This window comes from Maribacter polysiphoniae (assembly GCF_003148665.1).
Classification (GTDB): Bacteria; Bacteroidota; Bacteroidia; order Flavobacteriales; family Flavobacteriaceae; genus Maribacter_A; species Maribacter_A polysiphoniae.
Genome location: NZ_QGGQ01000003.1, coordinates 412,358 through 438,498, shown reverse-complemented (window position 1 = coordinate 438,498; position 26,141 = coordinate 412,358). Strand labels below are relative to the sequence as shown.

Here is a 26,141-nt window from a genome sequence, read left to right as displayed (position 1 = left end):
GTATGAAAAGTTTGATATTCCATGCATTAATGCGCTAATTGTAAAAATCGAAATGATTTTTTGTTCATCTCTAATATATCGGGGGTTCCTTCATTTTGTTTAAAAGAAACTTTCACTATAGCTGTTTTTCTTGGTTGCACCTCAGAGTCGCTGAAATGGGTATGCAACACATATTGCATACCACCTTCGTTGTCAACTAAAACATCACCATGACCTGTACCGTTTACACCCAGTATATCCCTATGAATGAAGGAACCTTTTTCTGATTTTTCCCAAGGTCCCATAGGACTTTCACTGGTTGCAATTCCTACCGCATAATCAGGGTTTCTAAAATCGTTGGCTGAATATATCAGATAGTAGAGATTATTGTGTTTTAAAACCGTAGGCCCCTCGGTTACGGGCCATTCACTATTCCTGGTATTTTCCCATTGCAGTTCGCCAGACAGGCATTCCGTCAAGGTTTGCGATTTTATACTTAGAAGGTCATTGTTGAGTTCTGCAACGAAAATGCGATTTCCTTGATCTAGGCGAACATGATATAGGTATTTTTTTCCATCGTCATCAAAAAAAACAAAAGGGTCTATTTGTTTTACGGGTGCTTTCAAGTCCTCCTTGTCTGTATTAATAAATGGTCCCAAAGGACTATCGGCCATCGCCATTGCGATATGTTCGTTGGCAGTATAAGCCATATAGAATTTATTCTGATATTCAAAAACCTGAGGTGCCCAGAATCCTTTATCACCAAAAGCATCACCTTTTTTAAGGGCAAGACCATCATTGACCCCCCTAGGGCCCTGCCAAGTTCTTAAATCATTTGAGGTATAGACCAAAAAGCCTTGTTTTTTAGAAAGTTTTGGATTCCCATTAGTTCCATATAAATAATACACACCGTCAAAATGATAAATTGTAGGGTCGGCAAGGTAAATGTTGGATGTTCCTAAACTTGTGTCATTTTGGGAAAAAAGCGCGCCCACATGGAGTATTAAAAGATAAACTAAGAACCTTAATCTTTGCATAATCCTATATTATTCTATTGAAAATCTGTATTCCGATACTGTATGGTAGTACTCCCCGGGCCTCAAAATAATTGATGGGAAATTGGGGTGATTTGGAGCATCAGGAAAATGTTGTGTTTCTAGGCAAAAAGCCGTCCTATAATCATCTCTACTCCCAGATTTTAGTTCATTCTCCGAGGCCATAAAATTGCCGCTATAGAATTGAACACCTGGTTCCTTTGTATAAACATCCATCACAATCCCTGATTTATCCCCTTTGACAGTCGCAACATGATTCATATCATTTTCCCTCTTGCCGCTCAATACATAATTATGGTCGTATCCACCGCCGAATACAAGTTGCTCGCTGTCGTCATCAATTCTTTCTCCAATGGCATGTGGTTCTATAAAGTCGAAAGGTGTATCAGCGACATTCACCATTTCACCCGTAGGTATTAAACCCTTGTCAACAGGAGTGAACTTATCAGCATAGATTTGTAGTTTATGATCCAGAATAGTTCCGCTTCCCTCTCCATTCAAATTAAAGTATGCATGATTGGTCAAATTGACCAGGGTTGGCTTATTTGTAGTCGCCCCATATTCCATTTTCACTGCATTGTCCTCTGTGAGTGAATAGGTGACTTTTACATTTAGATTTCCAGGAAAACCTTCTTCCGAATCAGGGGATACATAGTTTAGTACGAGCGTATATTCATTGGGTTGATTGGCATCCCAAACTTTATCCTGAAAACCTTTTTCACCACCATGAAGTGCGTTCCCGTTATTATTGGGAACAATTGAATACTCCTTGCCTTCCAATGTGAATTTGCCTTTTGCTATTCGATTACCCACCCTACCAATAGTTGCCCCAAAATAGGATTCAGGACCTTTCACATAGCTATCGACACTACCACGACCAATGACGACATCTGTCATTTTTTCGTTATTGTCAGGCACGTAAAGCCCAACAATCCGACCACCATAATTTGTAATGGCCATACTTAAATTTTTATTATGTAACCAGAAAAGTTTTACAGGATTTCCTTCGATTACCGTATCAAAGGAAGCTTTCTGTAAAGGTGTTTCAAATATTCTTTCAATTATTGGCTCATTATCATTGATCGATTTATTTTCCCTTTTATCATCCTTACAGGATGTATAGCCCAAAACCATTATAACTACCCCTAACAAACAAACATTTCTAATTTTCATGAGTTTATTTTATTTGATTTTTAATGTCACTGCTAACCTTCATACCTTTCAACACTCAGGTAGTATCAGGTTTGATTCTATCAAGCTTTCATGCAATATTCCAGCAGTTACTTTTCTGAGTTCAACTTCTTGATCAAATCCACCTCATCTTGTCGGTAAGGTGTTCCGTCTTTCCTAAAAACATCATGAAACCATTCTACCGGCTCCGCGCCATCCTTTATTGGCGTACTCCAAGCATATTTGGTATTTGACTTACCATCAACCAATCCCCAATTGATGGCGCCTATATTCTCTTTTTTCAACACGGGTAGAATATTGGCAAAACGACTATTATTTGTCCTAGCCATATATTCAGTACAAATCATTGGTCTGCCATGGGATTTTAATAAATTAATTATATGTTGATGGTGTTTTTCATCCGCATAGTCGTGATAGGTCAAAATATCAGAATTCAAGGCCTGAAAAGCATTCAACTCTTGTAAATCCCAGGCCCATAGTCCCGCAGTGATAGGTTGACTGGGGTTTACTTCCCTGGCCCATGTAAAAACACTCTTTAGCAACGGCAAAGTGGTATTCCTTTTTCCTTCATTACCGGGTTCGTTGTAGAGATCCCACATTAAAACACGATCATCGTTGGCAAAAGTCTTGAGTATGTCTTTTACATAAACCTCAAGAGCGGCGAAATTCTTTTTCTCTTTATGGGCAGGGTCCCCTGGATCTTGCACCCAACCTGAGTTATGTGTACCTGGTACAGGTTCTTGCTGCTTTCCTACTTTTGGTTTTTTTTGCCAAACGTCGTCAAAAATCACAAATAGTGTTTTTATACCATGTTTATTGGCAATTCCCAAATAAGTGTCCATTCGTTTTTTAAATCCTTTTGGGTCTGCTTTATATGCCAAACTGTGAAGGTAGACCCGCATAGTATTAAAACCAATGCTTTCGGCAAAACCCAATTCACGGTCCATGGTCTTTGGATCAAATGTCTCTTCCTGCCACATTTCCAGTTGGTTAATAGCGGTACTCGGCACAAAATTCGCCCCAGTAATCCAACCTTGTTGTGCATACCATTTGTGAGCTTCCTCTCTTGACCATTTATTTTCTTCCAATAGGTTTTCTTGTGCCAACCCGAATACTACGACAAATAACAACAGGCTTGTTAATAAGGATTTTTTCATTTGTTCTATGTTTAAATTGTACTGATTCTTAAGTTGATCTGTTATTTCACCAAGGGATATGGCTTAGGTGCTGTGGTTGGCCCATTCACAACCAGGGTACCGTCTTCCAAAATTTCCATTTCATCTATAAATACGACACGTTTTTCCCCACTTTGCTTTGTCCTTCCATGATAAACCGCGTACATTGTTGAACCTCCGTCTAGAAAAAGAACACTGTTGTGACCTGTTCCCGTGACATCTCCCCCAGTTGCACTATTCTTCTGTAAAACCGGATTGTTTCCTGCCTTCGAATAAGGTCCCAAAGGATGGGCAGCCGTTGCATAACCAACCGCATAATTCGGGCCAGCATAATAATTGGCCGAATACATCATATAATAGGTCGCACCATGTTTAAACGTATAAGAACCTTCTGTCCATCTGCGATTTATTTCTTTTGAGATTACCGAACGACTTTCCCATTCAGCATTTTGATCATTTATAGAACTTGGAGGGCTAAGAAGTAAAACTGGCTCCCCTATTATGCTTTTAAAATCAGGTGCAAGTTCTACACCATAGACCCAACTTTCCTCTAATTCGTCATATAAACCTTCATTTTTTGCCCATTCAGAAATCTCGCTCTTAACTGAATGTTTATAACAGGCACGGGAATAATATAAATAATACTTTCCGTTATCGTCTTGAAAAACATTAGCATCAATTATCGGATAGCCCGGATCAAAAAGGGGTTCATTTTTTAAATCTGCAAAAGGGCCTTTAGGACTATCTGAAAAAGCAACGCCAATGCTATAGGTTTCTAACTCGTTAGTAGGATTATCTTTTTTGTCGGCACTATAAAACAAATAATAAGCATTATCAATCTTATAAACTTCAGGTGCCCAAAAACTTTTTAAATTCCAAGATTCGGCTGTGTTTCCTTGGTAAACCTGACCCTCATATTCCCAGTCAGTTAGATTAGTGGAAGAATAGGTTGAAAAACCGTCCTTGGCACCACCACCAGTACCATACATAAAGTACGTTCCGTCTCCATTATCCAAAATAAATGGGTCACCGAAGTTTACATTCAATGGATTCGAATATATGTTGGCTTCTTCATTGGATATAGAAGCTTGTTTTTTATCCGTTTTGCAAGCAAGACAAAAAAACAATAGGATAAATACAAACTTATAAGGAATTGTTTTTATTTTTTTAACCATAAACATTTATACTGTATACCAGTCTTGGAACAATGTCAAAGAATTTAGGGCTAACAGAGTCTTTTTTGCTGAAAAAATTACCGGATTTTCATAGAAAATCCGGTAAAACTTAACTCACTCACTAACTCAAAAAAACTAACTTCTTCTTACCATGGGTTCCATGATATTATCTTTGGATATTATACGTGCTTTTTAACTTCGGTCATCTTTAAATAATCAGAGCGCTATTTTTTCGACTTGGGAATAAATCATATCCTCAACACCTATCATTTTCACTCCAATGCGGGCAAACATATAATCTTGATCAGGTTTTTTGGGATCAATGGGTATTTCCACAGACATTTCCAAACTACTTAAATTAGAAATATCCGTCGCATCTACCTGTGCTATACTTCCTTCACTACCACTATTGGCATCAACAAACTGGGTCCTATTGATTACTAGTACAACCCTTTCAACATCTTTCGCATCCGCACCAGTCAGAATTTGGTCTACAGAACAAGTTGCACTTATAGTACCTGAAGAATGAGAAAATTGAAGGTTTCTTATCAAATGATAAGGTGTAACCTCTATATCCATTTGCTTACCACCACTCAATTCAATATTGATAGCGTTCGTAGGAGCCTTAAAAGGTCCTTCTCCTTGTAAAAATCGAAGTTCGTATTTCCCTGAAAACAAACGACTGCTAAAACTTCCATCTTGCGCGATGGCAACATCTATGGGGGCTGGTGTTTCATACTCTGGTTGCCAAAGTTCAAACCTAACTTGATTTCTAGCAACGGGAATGGCCTCTCCGTTGTACATGATACGCCCTGTGAAAATTGCATCTGGTTCATCAAAATTATCAAGTTCACATGACGTCACCACTAATAACGTACTGAGTATCAATAAATAAAATTTAGTTTTCATAATATCTGTATTAAAATCGATTATTGATTTGGGTTCCTAACCAATTTGGGATTATTATTGATTAGATCTTGTCCTATCTCTGAGTAATAGTTCCCAAGTTGGAAACGGTCTGCTCCAGTAATTCTGGACAATCTCAAAGTTTTGTACAGCCACTTACCATCGTTCGGATCTCCAGGATTATGGTATCTATAAGGCCATATACTGTATGGTTGGGTTTCCCTCTTGCTGGCAACACCAATGTTCTGTGTGACTTCGGTTTCACTAATTGGGTTTCCGTCCAATACAACATGTGCCAATCGCCATCTTTTTAAATCAAAGAAATGCAGTCCTTCAAATGCTAACTCAACATAACGTTCATGGGCGATTTTATCAAAACTCACGTCTGCACCTGTCAATGGGACAGTAATACCAGCCCTCGCCCTAAGTTCGTTTAGATAGCCTGCCGCAACATCCGGTTGTGCCAACTCGAATGCCGCCTCGGCAGCATTCAACAACACTTCCCCGTATCTGTATCGTATAAACCAAACATCACTTTGGGTACCACGACGACCTGACCCCGTGTTCGGATCTTGATACTTACGGATATAAAAACCACTCTGAGCTGTAAATTCAAGCCCATCGATAGGACCATCAAATCCTACTACCTGTACTTGTTCCGTAGCTCCTGGTAATGTTTTTTCCTGGCCACGTGAATCGCCACTTACAATAGAACCATCGGCCAATACTACTCCCGCCCAAATATCAACAGGTTTCGACTTGAACGTGGAACCGGGCAATATGACAGTGCCAGCCAAACGGGCATCCCTATTTTGAAAAATATCATCTATATTGTCATAATAAACAGGATTGCCTCCTACTTCATTTTCCAACGGTGCATAAGTACCATCCAACATTTCAAAAGATTGTACTAATTGTAAACTGGGGTTTATACGCCCTCCCTCTTCTTCTTCAGCACCATAACGTGGTTGATTCCAACCTGTGAAGTAGTGGATCTTTCCTGCACCGACTTTGTAATCCTCCACAAAGATTGCTTCTGGATTATTGGCCTTATCATAAAAAAGTGCTTCAAAATTTTCCGAAAGATTCGGTTTTTTAGTATACAAACCATAGGCCCCTGCATCTCCATTGATGATAGCCTCTGCAGCTGATAATGCTTGTGTATAATAACCATCGGCCATTGAAGCAGGAATCCCAACTTCATTTCCTGGCAACGAAACCTGTGGTGTTGTTGTCCCATATTTGGCAATTGACCCGGCATATAGTGCCGCTCTAGCTTTCATCGCTAGGACAGCCCCTTTTGTAGCCCGAGACTTTGAATTTACATCAGTAGGCAAAATGTCCTTTAAGGCATCCGCTTCTCCTATAACAAAATCATAAATGGCTGCTTCGGTTTCTCTTGGGTGCTGTAAATAAGATGCATCACCACTAAAATCATAGGTTTCTGATTCTAAAATCAAAGGAACCCCACCCATGCGTTTTACCATCTCAAAATAATAAGATGCCCTTAAAAAACGTCCTTCAGCCAAGAAACGGGCTTTTAGTGATTCTTCCAACTCAGTTGCTTCTTCACATCGTTCCAAGAATAGGTTAATTTCCCTAATGTATCCATAATCCCATATCCCCCATGAGCCATAACCCCAACCATCATTCTGAAACTCTTGATAGCGCCCCACCTCTGACCAATATGCCACATTGAATTGCGCAACGGATGCCCAATCATCAAGTCTTCCAAAATCTTCATATCTATTATATAAATCCCCCAATACGGATAGAACAGCACTCGGATCTTTAAATATCTGATCTTGCGTCAATAATGAAGATGGTGGTCGGTCTAAGAATTCCTCGTCGTTCTTGGTACAACTCCAAGCCAACATCGTAATAATCCCTGCTAAAAATATATACTTTTTCATCTTTAAATCAATTTTATATGGATAGGTTCACCCCTACATTAACAAATTTATTTTGTGGATACTGTAATCCATTGGTGTCATTAACTTCTGGGTCTATACCGAATTTAGATAGATTGTCAAAAGAGAATAGGTTATATGCGTTCACATAGAACCGTGCCTTTTGCAAACCAGCTTTGTCCAATAAGGATTTTGGTAATGAATAACCCAATTCGATGGTACGGGCCCTTAAATAAGTTACATTGTGCATCCAGTAAGTTGAAGCTTGCCCCCATCTATAGTTACTGTGATATCCACTATTATAACGTAATGCAGGATATTTTCCGGGTATCCAAGTACTATTTGGATCAGCAGGATCCTGACGTCTCCATGAGTCCAAGAATATTGTGTTTAAAGCTCCTTGGTTCTGAAAAGCCCATCGGGTCTCCCACTCCTGGGCCCAAGAATAACCTGATCCTCCAGAGAAATCGGCTGAAAAATCAACTCCTTTATAGTCCATTCGGATATTTAAACCAAAATTAATAGAAGGTTGTCTCCCCCAACTATAACCAATTGGCTTTTCATCTAAACCGTTGATGGTTCCATCACCGTTTAAATCCTCATAAATAAGATCGCCCGGCAACAAAGTCCTGTTGCCCTGACCATCGATATCCACAGTATAATTGTTTATTTCCTCTTGTGATTGGAATTGTCCTATTGTATTGAACCCCCATCTTATATCGTTATACCTTCCTTCATTTGAACTTCTATACTCTTGCCAAGAATTTTCAAATCTCGGCTTATAGGATTCGATGAATTTACCTCTGGAATAAGAACCGTTTCCTGATACAGTCAAATTAAAATCTCCAAAACTATTGGTATAAGTAATTGCTCCTTCAAATCCGGATTGTGCATCACTGTTCACATTTTCATCGGGAAGTCCGTACCCTAATTCATTAGGTATTAAAATATCGTATTTCCTACCTCTAAGACCGGTTCGTAATCTGTAGAAATAATCATACGACCCCGAAATCTTACCATTGAAAAGACTAAAATCAAAACCAATATCCGTTATCTTACTCTTGAACCAAGATATATTATCAACAATCTGCCCTTTGTCCCTAGCCCCAACAATAGGTTGGTCATCTAATATAACCGTCCCCGTATTATAGTTATATCCTGGTAAATAGTCATAAGCCCCAATACCGATATCATCATCTCCCAGGATACCATAAGATGCCCTAAGTTTAAATTCTGACACCCAAGGATCTTCTCCTGCAATGGTATCATACCAATCCTCTTCGGTTAGCCTCCAACCAATAGAACCCGATGGAAAAAAACCTTTTCTTTTGCTGGGTGCAAACTTCCATGAAGCATCTTGCCTGCCTGATAACTCTACATAGTATTTCTCTTTAAAATTATAATTGAGTTTTCCAATGTATCCTATTCTCGCCAATTCTGCGTCATAATCTTGAAAATCAGCCAGATTAGCAAAATAAATCAAAGGAAGAATATTGGTTTCCGGTACAGAACGAAACCATTGGTTCTGATCTCGTTCCTCTTGGCGCTCCACCATGAACAAACCTTCAACATTATGGTTTTCTGCAAAGGATTTCTTGTATAGGAGCTGACCTTGGTAAACCTTTTTAATTTGCTTACGGTTTCTACGCTCCCTCCATGGATTAGAACTACCTCCTGTAGCATTATATTCATCATTTGTAGCATCATATGTATAAGCGTCGTACGTATATTCATGCCCATTCAGAACTTGGTCTTCAATGAAGTAAGAATACATACCCTTTACAATTAGCCCCTCTGCAATACCTCCAAATTTATATTCACCACTAAAATTTGTTTGAAGGACACGTCTAATATCTGTTGAGTAGCCGCCAATTTCTTTGTTGTGCAGTGCCCAGTTGGTCTCGTTATGACCTATATCATTCAAATATTCAGGATTGTCATTGGCATAAGGTCGCTCATAAGGTCTATTACGTAAAATAGCAAACCGCGGTAACCAATAATCATCAGCTCCAGGTATTCCCGGATTGTCAGTAGTCTCTATTCTACCATTAATCTGAACGCCTACTTTTAAGCGATCTGTAATATTGGCATCCAGGTTGCTCTGAATATTACTTCGTTCAAAACTAAACTCTGGACCCAAAACCGCTTCCTGTTTTAAATGGGTACCGGAAATATAGTAGTTTATCTTTTCTGACCCCCCAGATGTACTAACATTGATATTGTACAACGGAGCGTTCTTTTTAATAATAAAATCTTTCCAATTAAAGGATTGGTAACCAGCTTCTGTACCCAAACTATATTTATCCAATTCTTCTTGGGTAATTTGTGTTTCCCCAAATTCATTCAGTTCCGCTTCAGCTTTTCTGCTCATATATTCATAGGAGTCATTCACTGTATTTGGAAATCTAGACCAGTTTTGTCCACCATAATAAGCATTGATATCAACCACATTCTTAGAATTCTTTCTTCCGCGCTTTGTTGTTACCACAACAACCCCATTGGCAGCCCTAACTCCATAAATTGCAGCAGATGCATCTTTAAGAACAGAAATACTTGCTATATCACCTGGTGAAATGTTATTGAATTGTCTTACATCTTGTTGAATGCCATCAATAATATATAGGGGATTACCCATATTACGAATTTGAATGGCTGCCGAAGCACCTGGACGACCATCCGCCATTTTAAAGGTAACCCCTGAAATTTTACCTGCAAGTCCAGAGCTTACAGAAGCCCCCGCATGCACATTTTCCAAATCCTTGCTAGTAACTGTTGAGATAGCTGCCGTAATGGATTTTTTCTCCTGTGTTGTATACCCAGTTATAACCACTTCATCAAGAGCAGCAACATCATCTTCAAGTTGAACGTCAATCGTAGTTTGACCATTCACAGGAATTTCTATGGTTTTAAATCCAAGATAACTTAAAACCAATACAGCATCCGAAGTAGTTTCTATGCTATAATTCCCATTAAAATCAGTGCTTACCCCATTCGTTGTATTTTTAACAATTATCGATACACCAGGCAAAAAATCACCTCCGTTCATAGCAGTAACCGTCCCTGTTACCGATATTTGATCCTGCCCGTATCCCAAATTCACGGAAATAAATAGCAAGCATACATATACCAGCAGCTGTTGAATAAATTTAGTTGGTCGTTTTTTCATTGTTTTTCATTTTTATGATCATTAAGTTTAGAGTTGGTTTATTTATAATCCTCAAATCAAATTTTTAATTCGAAGGTGGTTTTTTGTTTAATACGCAATAATTAGTTCTTCTTTTTTTGTTATTATTATTTTTTGGTTAAAATTTTATCACATTGACACATGTCAAATAAACCCATTTCACTGCTGGATGATCATTTAATTTGTTTCATTGTTTCGTACAAATCGTTCAAATATTAAGATTACATTAAGAAATAGCATGGGTTGACACATATTGTTGAACCATGCAACACGTTGTGGATTTCTTCATCAGGATTCAACTAAGCTTGAGAACTAGCATTACCCAATTTCTTCTAGAATAGTATATTACAAATGGCTTTCGTCAGTATGAATTCCTCGGTACCATAAAACTAAATGGGAATCTGAATTATTATTTAAGATACTCGCCAGTATTTGTCTTTATATTCGGTTTATAGACTTGAAAACCTATTTCCTTAAATAAACAATGAACTTATTAGAAAAAAAAAGAGCCGAACGATCTATAGTCCGACTCAGTATTTCTTGTGTCAAATAAAAAATTATACCTTTTTACGCACATTGTAATTTTTGAAGATGAAATTCTTATTCTATTTGTTTGTCCCAGAAGGTTTTGCCAACTGTTTTGAAGTGGGCAAGGGAATTCCTAAAATTGGCATGTCATCATCTGACCAGCTGATTTTTTGTGCCCTTGGTGAACGTTTTTCCGCACATCCATCGGTTGGGTTATCATTGGCATGGTACAAAACCCAATCTTCAGTGCCATCGGGACTTTTAAAGAAAGAGTTATGCCCCGTACCGTAAACTCGGTTTTCCAATGATTGTTGAAATATCGGCTCTTTTGATTTTTTCCAGGAAGATAAATCCATTGGGTCACTTTCAGCATCCATAGATAAAATACCCAACGCATAATAAGGTGTCCAGCATCCACTTGCTGAATAAATAATATGTAATTTACTTCCATGTGCCAAGGCTTGTGGCCCTTCATTTACGTAAACCGGGGCATCAGGATGCCAAACATCGGGATATTCCCAATTCCGTTCCCAATCAAATTCAGGTGTACTTAGTAAAACCCTTTCCGAAGTAATTGTCCAAGGATCTGACATACGGGCAATATAAATATTCTGTGTTTCAATCTTTGCTTTCGGCTTTTCCCATCCGGACCATATAAAATAGAATTTATCTTTATGCCTGAAAATACTACCATCTATGGCCCAATTGTCATTAGGATCAGTTCTAAGCTTCGATTTCACAATAAATTCTCCTTCAAACGGATCTGCTGATCTGTTTTCCAATACGAACATTCTATGATTTCTATTGTCCCCATCATCCGCAGCAACATAAACATACCAAAACCCATCAATATTGTGAACCTCAGGAGCCCAAATATTCTTGGAATGGTCACCAGTATTTGGAGCAGTCCAAATTATTTTCTTTTCGGCATTTTTCAAATCGGTAATATCAGGGGTTCTCATAAGTGTGATAGCATTGGCTCCAGACTTTATATAATAGTAATTGCCTTTATGATAAATGGCCCATGGATCCGCACCACTCGGCAACAACGGATTGGTAAAAGTATTGATGTCATGACTATCACCAATTACTTCAACAGAAGTGACAATTTCCTTTCTCGAACCGGCTACCTTGCAGCCAAATGCAAAAATAACCAAAACTACTATGACAAATTTTGAAATAGTGATTGCTTTCATATCATATGTTTTATAAGGTTTTTAGTAATTCACTAACTGGAGAAAGTCCCCCCTCTTATTTAATTATTGTCATTCATCATTTATTCTAAATCCGGTAGCCATAAAATCAAAAGGTCTTTCCTTATCGCTTTATAAAGTTTCACTTTCAAAAGTCAATGCAGCTACTTGAATAGAAGTTCTATGATTATCGTAAAATGAAATGTCAGAAAGTGTTTCTAATTGTGCTTTTCTTCCTAGAGGCGTAAAATTGAAGGTTTATGCCTTGTCACCGACAACTATTGCCAATCTTTTCCATTTTCACCAATTACAGGAAATGAACTTATGCGTAGTCTAGCCGCACCCATTGGAATAAGTTCAATCTCCTCCTCATGCTCTTTTGATTTCACAGGACTATCCTGCAATTCTTCTGCCAATCCGTATTTGTCAATTTCCCACTGTGGAATTCGTTTGCCTTTAGCCCTCAAAACAATGGGGGCCTTATCCGGTGTGAAAGGATAATTATCTTTGGGCCATGGTCTGGTCTCAATTGTAAAAGAACCTTGCGGGTCTGATTCGCTCAAAACCAATCCATAATTCCATGCAGTTGTGGGGTGGATTTCATACGAAGGCCATTTATCGACATCAACTCCTTTTTGCCATTTTGAATCCCAAAGAGCAGTCTTATCACTCTCTTTTTTTATGTATTTTTCTCCGATTTTCAATGAAAATGTCAAAGGTCCGTAATCTACACTTACACTATTGTGGTTCTTCACCCATGTTCTTACTTTCAAGGTTTTTGGAAGAGAAAGTTTGATAATATCCCCATTTTTCCATGTTCTTACCAATCGTACATACTTACCCCCCTTTGCTGAAACATTCATTTTTTCATTGTTCAGTACTAAACTGGCAGATGTACACCAAGCAGGGATTCGAAAATATAACGGGAATGTTGCTTCCTTATCACTACAAATGGTAAATGTCAAATCATCTTCAAAGGGATAATTGGTTTTTAAGGCAATGCCCACTTCTTGCCCCTTGCCTACTTTTGCCTTTACAGTATTTGCCGCATAGATAACTGCCGCCAATCCATTATCAGGAGTAGCCATCCAAAGGTTTTCAACAAGATAGGGTAAACCTTGTCCATGGTTATGTTGACAACAACGTGAACTGAACGGATTCATCATCAAAAAAGGCCCGTCATTCATGATTCCCGGTCGATGGTTTTGATCATCGTTCAGCACCATGTTGGGACTGGTTATATAACGGAGTGACCTAAAATCAGGCATCAATGCTGCCGGAAATGAATTAAATGTAACCTCTTCGACATGATCTGCCCAAAAAATATCACCGGTAATTCGTAATAAATGCTCATCGGAGTTCATTTGTTCTACCATCCCACAAGTCTCTACACCCTGTCTTGGGTCGTCATATCCTGGTCTTGCATTTTCATCTGATCCGAACATTCCACCAGGGACCTGTCCAAAATGTTCTCTTATAATATCAAAATTATCATAGGTTGCCTGTAAATCATTATCATTATGGCTTAACTCATAATATTGGGCTGGTTCCCGAAATGCCTGCGCAACGTTTACATTGTGCCAATCTACAAGGTAACCATACCATTCGGGCCATTCAGTACCCTCACGCTTTTCTTTCCAATTTCCGATTTCGTCAAGGGTATTGTCCCTTTTTGACCATGGTGCGGTTACGCGGTGTATTTTTTCCGCTAGTTCCAAGAGCCATTTTTCACCGGTACGGTTGTACAACCAAGTAACACTGTATAGGTTATCGCCCCCTCGAATACGTTGCCAATATTGTGTTTTTGAAAGTAGTTGTTCATCGGGCAAACCCAATTGAAACTCAAAATATTTGGTCATCAAATCTATGACTCTTTCATCCTGGGTATATTCATAATATGATTGTAGACAATACAACATGATCATATTGCTCCAAAAATCTTGGGTGCCATCTTCATCCGAGACCATGATAGGGCCAAAATTACCATCGGTACGTTGGCTGGCAATAGCTGCTTCAATCCATATCTGGGCTTCCTTGATCATCGTTTCATCTTCCAAAATATAGGCCGTATTCAAATACCCCTTTAGCCAATAGGGAACCTCTTCCCAACCCCAAGATCCTTTACCGTCTTTGGCGAGCCACGCATTGTCTTCTTTTTGCAGCCAAGCACTTATTTCTCCAAGATTGCCCATGAGTCCGTCTGCCTGTCTTTGCAGGGACTCCTTTAACCAATTATCAGGTTTTATGGCTCCCAAGGGTAGTTTTATCAAGGCACTTTCTACCAAAGGCGCTCGATTGCCTATATAGTTGATGTTCGTTGATTTAGTAGGGGGAACATCGAAAGTCTCAACAACCACCGTTTCAGAATTGTTTTGTTCTTCCGCACAGGAAAATAGGAACAGTAAAAAAACAATTGCGATTAAATTAACTTTCTTGTTCATCATTTTAATTATTTATGATTTGTTTGGAGTTCTAGTGATCCACCATTCGTAAACTGGCCATCGGAAACATAATAACTTCCTTTGGTTTTTATTTCTTGGAAGTACCTGTTACCCCTTCAAAAGTCATTTTAATGGGCTTTATGGTTCCATCCCCATTAAATTCCATTTTATCCATACAAGTTACACGGTGGTCACGATCTTTGTTGGGAATGGGTCTTCTGTGGTAAACCATTATCCAGTCGTCAGTGTTTGGCTTTCTGATTACCGAATGATGACCCGCCCCTGTAGCGATGTCTCCTTCTTTGGATTCTAATATGGTACCTATTCTTTTATAAGGGCCCATTGCGTTATCAGACATAGCATAGGCTACTTTGTAACTACCATTCGTCCACCCCCCTTCTGACCACATAAAATAATAAATGCCTTTTCTTACGAACATAAAGGGGCCTTCTACATAACCTTCAGGTGTAATTTCTTTAAATAGATTGCCATCATCCCAAGGAATAAATCCTGTAAAATTTTCATTCAACCTCCCCAAATTACAATGGCTCCAACCCCCATAGAAAAAATAATAAGTACCTTCAATATCCTTGAAAACAAACTGGTCGATAGGTTGGGCATCATTATAAAAATCGGAAATCAAGGGTTTACCCAAATAGTCTTCAAAAGGTCCTTCAGGGTTATCGGCAACAGCCACCCCTATACCACCATAATGGTTAATATCATTTTTAGGGTCAAAAGAATCCCGACCCGGTCGTTGGATATCATTAGCTCCGAAAAAGAGAAAATATTTATCCTCTTTTTCTATGATCGAAGGTGCCCACAATGCCTGTCTCAACCATTTAATGTTAGTAGTATCTAGAATACGCTCGTGTTTATGCCAATTGACCAAATCTTTGGAAGAGAAAGCATCAAAATGCAACTGTTTGTCATAATCATCGGAGAAAGTAGGGTATACCCAGTAGGTGTCATCGAATATGACACCTTCAGGATCAGCATACCAGCCTTCAAAAATAGGGTTGTTGTTTTCTGTAGTATCCGCGCTTTTGATTTGCGATTGCACATTAACGACAAGCAGAAAACATAGGTAAGGAAAAATGGGTTTTATAGGTTTCATTTCTTAGGCGTTTAAAATGGGTAAGACGTCCTTTTTACTATTTGTAAAAAAAGGACGTCTATTAAAATATTTAAAAATTAATTTTGTAACGCACTGATTACTTCTTGGTTAACTTTTTTCACCTTGGAAATATTCATTTTATCCACCTTTCGATCATAGGTCATAAACCCATTTACTTCACCTTCAACATCAGTGGTCTGTGTGTAAACAGCTGCCGAAAAACCAGCCTTGACCATTTTTTTGAGCATCATGGCGTACTTTACATATTCTTCTGTAACTTCTTTTGAATTTTTGAATTTCACATAGCCCCAATTATTGTCCGTTTTCCACAAATGCCCTTCTAAAGGCAACCCAATACCACCATATTCTCCAAGCACTGTTACCCTATTTGCGTCATACAAGTACAAATCGGGCTGGGGGTAATTGTGAAGATCCAAAATATCGCCAGTTTGAAAATGATTCCCCCCACTTGCAGAGTTAACCAACCTGTTTGGGTCATAGTTTTTGGTCCATTCAGTAATCTCAACGGTCTTGAACTGCCCCCAAGCTTCATTAAATGGCACCCACACCACAATGCTCGGGTAAGAATATAAATAATCCATAATCTCTTTCCATTCCTTTCTGTATATTCTTTCTGATTCTCCCGAACGTTTTAACTCCGAGCCATCAAAATATTTTTTATTCTGCCACCCATTGGACCGATCACCACTCGGCATATCTTGCCAAACTAGCATCCCTAAGCGATCACAATGCATATACCATCGGGCAGGCTCAACTTTTACATGCTTACGAATCATATTAAACCCGAATTCCTTGGTCTTAATTATATCATATTTGAGCGCTTCGTCAGTTGGGGCGGTATAAAGACCATCAGGCCACCACCCTTGATCCAAGGGGCCAAACTGGAAATAATCCTTATTGTTCAATTGCATGCGCATAACACCAAGATCATCTCTTTTCATGCTGATTTTTCGCATGGCAAAATAACTTTTTACCTGATCTGTCGTTTTTCCTGCACTTATAAGTTTAACCTGAATATCATATAAAAAAGGGGATTCTGGAGACCAAAGTTTTGGATTCTTCAATGAAATATCAATAGGCTCACCGACCGAAGCCTTGGCGTTAGCTACAATACTAGTGCCTTCCAAAACATTTACTTCGATAATATCACCATGGACAGCTTCATCTATAGTAGCAAGAATCCTAACTGCACTATGATCGAGATCTGGCGTAGTGCGTATTTTTGCAATACGCTTGGTATGTACAGGCTCCAACCAAACGGTCTGCCAAATACCCGTCACCGGTGTGTACCATATTCCCTCAGGATTATTTACTTGCTTACCCCTAGGCTGTGGGCCATCGTCAGTGGGGTCCCAAACCCTGATAATCAAATTTTGGGGGCCTTTATTAAGAAAAGGCGTTATATCAAAAGAAAAAGGAGTATACCCCCCAGAATGCGAGCCCACCTTAACATCATTGACCCAGATATCCGTTCTCCAGTCAACCGCCCCAAAATGCAATAAAGTGTTTTTTCCACTCCAGTCTTCTGGCACGGTAAAACTAGTCCGATACCAAAGTTCATTCTCATCGCCAACCTCTTTCATTACACCAGACAAACTGGATTCAACAGCAAATGGCACAAGAATCTTACCATCATATTTCGTCGGATGCATATCGCCGTAAGGACGTATGGCGTAGTCCCATAGACCATTTAGATTTTTCCATTGCGCCCTTTCCATAATAGGACGTGGGTATTCGCCAAGTACTTCATTGGGGTTTATATTTTCTGCCCATGCCGTCTTTATATTCTTTCCAGCCGGTTTCCATTGTGACATTAAAGGGATACAAAAAAGAAGGAATGTTATGCGAATTAAAATTCTTTTCATTTGAACAGTTGTTTTGATGGTTTATAAAGTTTTTGAAACTAAGTTACTTTTCTATCAAAGAGATACATATAATAGCAATTACATCAACTTTTCCGTCTCTTTTTTTCATACAAACAGTTCAAAATACAGTTCTTCACGATTAGAAAAGCATAATTGAAACAAATGGTTATGATATTGGAACGATTTGTTGGGTAACCTACTCTAAGATTCTCCGATCAACCACTATTTTTGTATTTGACAGTCACTCTTTAAATGTAATGATCAACTTTTACTGAAAAAAGTGAAGAAGCAACTTAAATTATATGCAAGGCATAAAACCCTCTTTCTTGCTGAAAGTTTCCATAGTGAATTTTAGAACTATGTCTTTTTTAATAATTATTGATTTATAAGCTACATTTCATCCAAATAGAATTTTTCATCAAAACCTATGAATACAGGAAAAATAGTTATCTGCATCGTACTACTTAATTTACAATTTCAACTTCTATGGGGGCAGGATTACTATTTTAAACATTACAAAGTGGAAGACGGGTTATCACACAATACCGTTCTAAGTTCTTTGCAAGACAAAAAAGGTTTCATGTGGTTTGGAACGAAAAATGGGTTAAACAGATTTGATGGATTTACCTTTAAGCTCTATCAAAACAACCCAGATAACCCTAAGAGCCTAAAAGGTAATTATGTCGAATGTGTACATGAATTTGACAATAGTATTTGGGTCGGCACCGATAATGGATTGTTTAAATACAACGAAAGATTCGAAAATTTTGATTTATTGGAGGGCACCACGAAAGCCAATATTCTAGATATTGAAAATGATGACTTTGGAAACCTTTGGTTTGTCGCAGATAACACATTGAATAAACATAATGTTGTAACAAACAAAACAACAAGATTTTCTCCTGATCGATTTTTTCATGCAATTTCAGTGATAAAGACCCTTGATAATGAAATTTGGGCAGTTTCACCAGAAGAGCTGTTCCATTATTCTAAAGAAACCAATTCTTTTCAGAAATATATACTAAACATTACCGCTGACAGCAAAAAACTCTTTAGAATAAATAAATTATTCAATCTCGACAATAGAACCATCCTAATTGGCACCCAGAATCACGGTGTAGTAGCTTTTGATATTATAGAAAAGCGCATTATGGACATCGCACCAATTACAACGAATTCATTCTATGTGAGGGATTTTGCCCTTCGTGGAAAAAATGAATTGTGGGTTGCAACTGAGTCGGGCATTCATATCTATGATTTGGGGAGCAACGGTTATACCAATCTTAGGAAAGATTACAATAACCCTTACGCCATTTCGGATAATGCGGTATATTCCTTAACGGTAGACAAGGAAGGAGGCATTTGGGCAGGGACCTTCTTTGGAGGTATTGATTATCATCCTAAGCAATACACCCCCTTTGAAAAGTATTTCCCAAAACCTTCCCAAAACTCAATTAACGGCAATGCCGTGAGGGAAATAAAACCCGATAAGTATGGCAATTTATGGATAGGTACCGAAGATGCAGGTCTCAATAAATACAACCCAAAAACAGGTTTATTCACAAATTTTACTTCAAAAGAAAATGGCGGCATATTATCCTACCATAATATACATGCCTTATTACCAACTGACAATTACTTATGGATAGGTATGTTTGACCACGGTCTTGATATCTTGGATATTAAGACAAATAAGGTGGTGAAACATTACAATATGGAAAAAGAAGGTGCTTTGAGAAGCAATTTTGTTTTTGCCCTATATGAGTCTACAGCCAAGGAAATATACGCTATTACCACTGAGGGCGTATTGACCTATAATGAAAAAAGGGATCATTTCGATCTTGTCGAAGCTTTCCCAGAAAATCATCATTACACTTGTTTTCTTGAAGACAACAGTGGTGTTCTTTGGGCAGGAACCTATTGGGATGGGCTTTATTATTACAATCCCAAAACCAAAGAAAAAGGATGTTTTAAATATGACGAACTAATAACAACTGGTATTTCACACAATCATATCAACAGTATTTTTCAAGATTCCGATAATAATATTTGGGTTACCACAGAAAACGGATTAAACCTTCTAGATTTAAATAAAAAAACATTTAGGAAATACTCCACCAAAGATGGCTTCCCTAGCAATGTTTTCTATTCTATTTTAGAAGATGATATGAAAAATCTTTGGGTTTCAACCTCAAATGGATTAGTGGAATTTAATGTGGAAAATGATACCAAAAAAACGTATACTAAGGCAAATGGACTTTTGGGAGATCAGTTCAACTATAATTCGGCATATAAGGACCCAACTGGAAAAATGTATTTTGGCTGTGTCAACGGGTTGATTAGTTTCAATCCTAATGATTTTTTAAAAAACTCGTTCAGTCCCCCAATACATATTACTGGATTACAAATAGATAATCAAGAAGTACGGGTGAACCAAAACGATTCCCCTATAAAAGAATCGATTACCTTACTTGACCACCTAACTCTTCACCCTTCAGAATCTTCCTTTAGTTTAAATTTTTCCGCACTCAGCTACACAGCTCCAGAAAATACTGAATATTGGTATAAAATGGAAGGTCTTAATAAGGATTGGACTTATCTACACAAGGACCATAAAGTTGATTTCACCAAATTGGCAGCCGGCAATTACAGTTTTAAAGTGAAATCGATTAATAATAGCGGGGTTTGGGGCAAAGAGACGTCTGCATTGAAAATAAAAGTATTACCTGTATTTTGGAAAAGTAATTTGGCTTATGTCCTATACACTTTTTTAGTGTCTACTTTGATTTTTTTAAGTTTTAAGTGGTTCGACCAAAAACTCAAGAAAGAAAACACTCAAAGAATAAAACAACTTAACAATAGAAAGGAAAAAGAGATCTATCAAGCAAAAATTGAGTTTTTCACAAATATTTCCCATGAAATACGCACTCCACTAACACTCATTAAAAGTCCTTTGGAAAAATTGCTCAAAATAGCCACCAACCAACCTGAACTAAAGGAAAACCTATCCATAATGGATAAAAACACCTCTCGGTTATTGAATCTAGCAAACCAATTACTTGATTTTAGGAAAACAGAACTTGAAGGGATGAATCTTACCTTTGTTGAAACCAACATTACGAGCCTTGTTAAAAAAACCCATGCTAGGTTTAGTCAGGCAATAAAGGACAAGAATATTGATTTTGAACTTACATTAAGCAACGAAGAAATTTATGCTTTTGTTGATTCTGAGGCATTAAAGAAAATTTTAAGCAATCTTTTCAACAATGCCATAAAATACGCAGCAGGAAAGGTTATTATCTCCTTGGACAGCAATGAAGGTTTTTTTGAATTAACAGTAAAAAATGACGGAAATCTTATACCCACCTATTTAAGGGACAGAATATTTGAACCTTTTTTTAGGATACCTGGTGTAGATAATGAAAATAGGCCTGGAACGGGTATTGGCCTTTCATTGGCTCAATCACTTACCGAACTCCACAAAGGAAACTTGAAACTGGACACTAGTGATGGCCTACTAAACATCTTTGTACTCAGTTTGCCGATACATCAAGAAAAAGAGTTTAAATTATTTAACACTAAAAAACTAAAAATTAGCGAACAACGGAATGCGGAGCAGGAAAATGAAATAATAAATGGTAATAAATCTGCTATCCTATTGGTTGAGGACAATGAAGATCTACTGGATTTTATAGCCAAAGACCTTGCGAATAACTATATTGTTCGCAAGGCAGTAAACGCCGAAATTGCATTAGAAATATTAAAGGAAGAAAACATACAATTGGTGATAACTGATGTTATGATGCCAGGTATGGATGGTTTTACATTTTGCGAAAAAATAAAGACTAGTCTTGAAACAAGCCATATACCTGTAGTGCTCTTAACGGCAAAAAGTACTTTGAATTCTAAAATAGAAGGTCTGGAATCAGGAGCTGATGCCTATATAGCCAAACCCTTTTCAATGGAACATTTAAAAGTGCAGGCTGCCAACCTAATTCATAACAGAAAGCATATAATGGAGCATTATGCCAGCTCCCCATTAGCTCATATTCGAAGTATCGCCAGTACCAAAACAGACGAAACCTTCATTAAAAAATTAGATGAGATTATTTATAACCATATGGCCGACCCGGATTTAAATGTAGAAACCTTAGCCGAGATTATGCACATGAGTCGATCTACCTTATACCGTAAAATCAAGGATATTTCAAACCTAAGTCCTAATGAGCTCATCAACATCACTAGGCTCAAAAAGTCGGCGGAATTGCTGAAAACAGGCAACTATAAAATTTTTGAAGTAGCCGATATTGTAGGCTATAATTCACCCACCAGTTTTGGAAGAAATTTCCAAAAACAATTCAACATGACCCCATCGGATTATATAAACGGAAATGTTACCAATTAATACCTGGAACAATAACATATATATATTCTCAAATCTTCATTTCAAGGAACAACGCCCTGAAATAGGTAAACCAATAATTCAAACAATAGAAGTAATAAATATCTCAATTACCAAAGATTTCGAATTAATTGAAATGAAAAGTATTTGCGAAATGTAGAGGCATTTGTACTAGTTACTACAGGGATTTTCTTAATTTCCCTAAGTTAGGACTATCCCATAAGGTGTGTAAATAGAAAATAGCTGGGGCATACCCAATTTGGAAATCAAATGCCCATCCGATAAATGCACCAAAATTTCGTCCGATGCAAAATCTTTCCGATAAGGATCTCCTTCAATTGTATTTCTTTATCTCATAGCTGGTTTTCCCCGTATCCACCTTGATATCCAAAGGGCCATCGGTCCCGTCAACCAATGTGATGACGGCGAATATCTCGTCTGGCAAAATATCTTGGAGATCCCCCAAGTTTCCTCGCCCCTTGATGACAGCTTCCCCTTGCGATTGTTCCCTAATCGTGTATTCGTACCTGCTCCTCATTCCAATCAACTTTAAAGCTGGTTGAACAGATCCAAAAGGAACCCAATTAACGGTCCTTTCCTTCCATGCTGATCAATCCCTTGTTTGTATACCCAATCCATGAACTGGGTTATCGATACCCCCACCCTACCTTAATATGTCTCATACCGAATCACATCGTCACCAATGAACTCCTTGATAATAATGACCCGAACCTTGATCAGGACTTCAACCGATTATAATTATCGATCAATGCTTCCTGAACGATCTTGGCCTTTTCATCACTGATAGCGGCCAAAATGACCCTTTGGGCAGTAACATAATCTTTTAACAGTTTCTCCACGTCTTCGTGGCTCAGATACCCCCTATCCCTGAGATTGCCAAGTATTGCGCTATATCTGACCGAACAAAAACCATCTTCCAACATAACTCTTTTCCACACTTTATTATTGACCCCCCATTTTGGACCTTCTCCTGGTCCTTTCAAGCATTAATCATATGACAAAAAAATCAACATATTGGCTCTTAATAAACCACTATTTCCATATCCCCCATCTGCACCTTTAATGGAGGCTCCATATCCAATTGCTGCTTCCTTATTAAAAATCCTTTTTGGTACCAAATAATGCACATTGCTGCAAAATACCCTATAGTAAACCTATTGTAACCCCGTTTATCAGAATACCACTGATATCCTTCCTTATATTTTCCGCTACCACCGACCTGATTAGATATATCAAAGTGAATCCTATAAATAATTAATTGGATTCAATCCTTTTTTTAATCTTTACAAAGACTTTTTGGCTTTAAAATGGTTAAATCTTGATCCCTTTGGTATTCACCGTTTCAATTAACATTTAGTTTCTCAGCTACCTTATCATAATATTCTTGGCTTAATACTTCAGTCCAAATAGTCGGCTGTTCCCCTCCATATAATGCTAAATAGGTAACCAAACTTTCTTTCGTAGAGGAGTGCCAATGCTCTGTCTCTTTTTTACATTTGATAATATCACCAACTTTAAGAATAACCGGTTCTTTGCCTCTTTCCTGATAATATGCTTCACCTTCCACAATTATCAATATCTGGTCGGATGTATGTTTATGCCAATCCAATGTTGAGTTTGCCCTAAAGGTAGCTTTGGTCATATTATAACCTATGTCCTTATCATCGCGAATCAAAGGATTGAGCCAAGCTTCTCCGATATAATGGGTATTCGGTGCCTTGGTACCTTCTTCCAAATACGACACTATGGAATATTCCGATTTCTGGGAATAAAAATAAAAGGGGGAAAGTATAAATAGGGTGAAAATGAAATTTTTCATGGACTTCCTGTTTTTATAAAGATACTTAAGTTTTGTATTACTGGTTGAGATATAGCAGAAGAATCCTTTATTTGAACTTTAAAGGTTATGGGCGCAATCAATACAACTTGTCTGAAACGATTTAGAGATAAAACATTCCCTGGGTAGTTTTCTAAATCGGCAGTATGACCTGATTTTTTCGTCTCTAATTTTTCTTTTTCGATTTACTCTTTGCATCCTTTTATTGAATTTATTGAATTACTTATATCTATCACTTTACTGGAAGAAAATGAAACACTTTCTAGCCATTCCATCATCAGGGACATACAAATTAAGATATTATATGGATTTGGGATGTTCAGGATTACACTACACCATATTTCATAAGCTACTATAATTTTCAATTCTTTTCCCTAGGAGACAGACTAACCCTTTCTAATCATCCACATAATCGGCCTTTATTACGAGTAATATAATTTGCATCAATGCATGTGCAAACCTATCTGCATACCTATCAATGTCAGTTGCAGACTCGCTTCGTTTAAGCCTTTCCAATTGATGGTAGAATTTTTTTTCAGTTAAATCATCATTAAAAATCAAACAATTCGAATTTGCTTTCAAAATTTTATAGACTTCCAAAGCTTGTCCACGCGTATAGTAATCAGATTGAAAGTATCTCAACCTGACAAGAAGTTCATCATACCCCAAAACCTTCGAATCCATCGCTAATCGATATTAAAAACCATTACTTTAAAGTAAGACTTTTCGCTAAAACAATAAACTATTGTGTAAGAAAATATTGATTATAATGGAGCGAGATAAAATGTGCCATAAATAATGAGCTAAAAGAACTTTATAATCGCAAAGGGGAACAGAATACCAACCTTCCTTCTTTTGGTCAAGATTTCTACATAAAGGACATACCCAATTTAAAAATTGATAATTCGATCAAAAAATTAAAGCTGCTTATAGGGAGTTTTCACCGAGTTTCTGAATAATCCACTACCTGAAAAAACCACCTCATAAAGCCTAGGCTTTGCCTTAAATATCAAAATTTAACCTAAAAAACCACAAGTTTTATAAATATTGGTTGTTGGACACTCTCATTTAGAAAGGTCGGCAAGTGAGTGGACATGTCCGATGAGTCCTTTTAAAACCATGAGTCCTTTTTCAATTACCATGGCCAAATCATAGGGCAAAACCTTATTTTCAAGGACGGCTTCCATATCGGAAACGGCCTTGCTATGACCCTCAAGAACGACCTCAAGAATTTCATGATCTGTTAAAGTTTGTCGTAACGATATATTGTCAATCCAAGGGCGCTCCGATTGCCCGCCGTGAACGGTCCGAAAATCCATTTTTATGCCTTCCACGGCCAAGGCCAAATATAGGTGGTCTCCAAGTTCCCTGAAGAAAATAGAACATTCCTGTAAATAATCTTTAAAATATGAAGAGCTGGCCTTGTCCTTGTATTCGGATAGAATATGCTCCGATGCATAGTTGTTATCCAATAATTGTATTAGTTCTTCCTGTAATTCTATTACGTTCATAATATGTTATATGAATGTTCAAAGATATAGCTCCCTTCAATAGATTTGTAGCTCAATAAAATATTTTATTGACTGGAGCGCATCCATCTTCATCATGTACTTGACCCTGATCCTAGATATAAACCATCAATTTGTTTTGGTCTGTCGAGACATTATCCTATCCCATTCTAGACCTACCGCTTGCCATAATTTAAAGGCTGTTTATTCAGATTATAACTTCCGGATTTAATAAGAGGAAGCAATAATGGACAAGGCTTTATAGCCCCCTGGCCATAGAATAGTTTCTTTTACCAAGAACTATGAGGAATCCATTAGTCAAACAACAAATATGTAATACATTTGAACTCCATTGAGCGTACCCGGTATTTTTATGATGAATGGTTTGACTCAACTTATGCCAACAGCAATTTTAAAAGATATAAAGATAACTTATGGCGACTGATATTTTAGTTAATGGTTAGTGTGTAAAATCCACCATAAGTAAAGGGCTCCTTATTAAGGAGCCCTTTTTCTTTAAAACATCCTTCCAAATTTATTGTTCAACATGTATCAATCCTAAGACGATGGTTTCGCGGGTAAATCGCACCTGGATTAATAATGGTTTCAGCTCCTATTTTAAAACCATCCCCT

At 37.7% G+C, this 26,141-nt stretch carries 17 protein-coding genes; 1 reads left to right on the top strand and 16 read right to left on the bottom strand.

From position 1 onward, the window contains the following. Nucleotides 1-26: 26 nt before the first annotated feature. The 11 genes from LX92_RS09490 to LX92_RS09440 form a co-directional block, all read right to left on the bottom strand. A complete protein-coding gene (locus LX92_RS09490; protein WP_109650047.1) occupies nucleotides 27-1,016 on the bottom strand; it encodes a glycoside hydrolase family 43 protein in 990 nt (329 codons plus the stop codon). A gap of 9 nt (nucleotides 1,017-1,025) precedes the next feature. Then, nucleotides 1,026-2,207, bottom strand: coding sequence for an aldose epimerase family protein (locus LX92_RS09485; RefSeq protein WP_211315848.1), 1,182 nt, complete (start codon nucleotides 2,205-2,207; stop codon nucleotides 1,026-1,028). Nucleotides 2,208-2,314: 107 nt separating this feature from the next. After that, the gene (locus LX92_RS09480) at nucleotides 2,315-3,382 is read right to left on the bottom strand and encodes a cellulase family glycosylhydrolase (RefSeq protein ID WP_109650046.1); all 1,068 of its coding nucleotides are present in this window, start codon (nucleotides 3,380-3,382) and stop codon (nucleotides 2,315-2,317) included. A 41-nt stretch (nucleotides 3,383-3,423) separates the two neighbouring features. Continuing rightward, a complete protein-coding gene (locus LX92_RS09475) occupies nucleotides 3,424-4,575 on the bottom strand; it encodes a glycoside hydrolase family 43 protein (protein ID WP_109650117.1) in 1,152 nt (383 codons plus the stop codon). Nucleotides 4,576-4,791: 216 nt separating this feature from the next. Further along, complete coding sequence (locus LX92_RS09470; protein WP_109650045.1) at nucleotides 4,792-5,484, bottom strand: DUF3823 domain-containing protein; 693 nt, start codon at nucleotides 5,482-5,484, stop codon at nucleotides 4,792-4,794. Nucleotides 5,485-5,504: 20 nt separating this feature from the next. Then, a complete protein-coding gene (locus LX92_RS09465; RefSeq protein ID WP_109650044.1) occupies nucleotides 5,505-7,394 on the bottom strand; it encodes a RagB/SusD family nutrient uptake outer membrane protein in 1,890 nt (629 codons plus the stop codon). A gap of 13 nt (nucleotides 7,395-7,407) precedes the next feature. After that, nucleotides 7,408-10,557 (bottom strand): SusC/RagA family TonB-linked outer membrane protein, encoded by a 3,150-nt coding sequence (locus tag LX92_RS09460; protein ID WP_109650043.1) that lies wholly within the window; start codon nucleotides 10,555-10,557, stop codon nucleotides 7,408-7,410. A gap of 623 nt (nucleotides 10,558-11,180) precedes the next feature. Then, nucleotides 11,181-12,299, bottom strand: coding sequence for a glycoside hydrolase family 43 protein (locus LX92_RS09455; RefSeq protein WP_109650042.1), 1,119 nt, complete (start codon nucleotides 12,297-12,299; stop codon nucleotides 11,181-11,183). A gap of 275 nt (nucleotides 12,300-12,574) precedes the next feature. Then, nucleotides 12,575-14,740, bottom strand: coding sequence for a beta-L-arabinofuranosidase domain-containing protein (locus tag LX92_RS09450; RefSeq protein WP_109650041.1), 2,166 nt, complete (start codon nucleotides 14,738-14,740; stop codon nucleotides 12,575-12,577). Between the two features lie 85 nt (nucleotides 14,741-14,825). Then, entirely contained in the window at nucleotides 14,826-15,854 is a 1,029-nt protein-coding gene (locus LX92_RS09445) for a glycoside hydrolase family 43 protein (protein WP_109650040.1), read from the bottom strand. 77 nt (nucleotides 15,855-15,931) lie between these two features. Continuing rightward, nucleotides 15,932-17,740, bottom strand: a complete 1,809-nt coding sequence (locus LX92_RS09440) for a glycoside hydrolase family 2 protein (RefSeq protein ID WP_109650039.1) — start codon at nucleotides 17,738-17,740, stop codon at nucleotides 15,932-15,934. A gap of 427 nt (nucleotides 17,741-18,167) precedes the next feature. Between LX92_RS09440 and LX92_RS09435 the strand changes: the two genes are divergently transcribed. Then, nucleotides 18,168-22,145, top strand: coding sequence for a hybrid sensor histidine kinase/response regulator transcription factor (locus tag LX92_RS09435; RefSeq protein WP_109650038.1), 3,978 nt, complete (start codon nucleotides 18,168-18,170; stop codon nucleotides 22,143-22,145). A 331-nt stretch (nucleotides 22,146-22,476) separates the two neighbouring features. Here LX92_RS09435 and LX92_RS09430 read toward each other — a convergent pair whose 3' ends face one another. From LX92_RS09430 to LX92_RS09410, 5 genes are all read right to left on the bottom strand, one after another. Then, a complete protein-coding gene (locus LX92_RS09430) occupies nucleotides 22,477-22,680 on the bottom strand; it encodes a hypothetical protein (protein ID WP_109650037.1) in 204 nt (67 codons plus the stop codon). A 199-nt stretch (nucleotides 22,681-22,879) separates the two neighbouring features. Beyond that, on the bottom strand, nucleotides 22,880-23,146 hold the full coding sequence (locus LX92_RS09425) for a hypothetical protein (RefSeq protein WP_109650036.1): 267 nt from the start codon (nucleotides 23,144-23,146) through the stop codon (nucleotides 22,880-22,882). A gap of 359 nt (nucleotides 23,147-23,505) precedes the next feature. Next, on the bottom strand, nucleotides 23,506-23,982 hold the full coding sequence (locus LX92_RS09420) for a cupin domain-containing protein (protein WP_109650035.1): 477 nt from the start codon (nucleotides 23,980-23,982) through the stop codon (nucleotides 23,506-23,508). Between the two features lie 414 nt (nucleotides 23,983-24,396). Further along, nucleotides 24,397-24,684 (bottom strand): hypothetical protein, encoded by a 288-nt coding sequence (locus LX92_RS09415; RefSeq protein WP_109650034.1) that lies wholly within the window; start codon nucleotides 24,682-24,684, stop codon nucleotides 24,397-24,399. A 380-nt stretch (nucleotides 24,685-25,064) separates the two neighbouring features. Continuing rightward, complete coding sequence (locus LX92_RS09410; RefSeq protein ID WP_109650033.1) at nucleotides 25,065-25,511, bottom strand: hypothetical protein; 447 nt, start codon at nucleotides 25,509-25,511, stop codon at nucleotides 25,065-25,067. Nucleotides 25,512-26,141 lie beyond the last annotated feature (630 nt).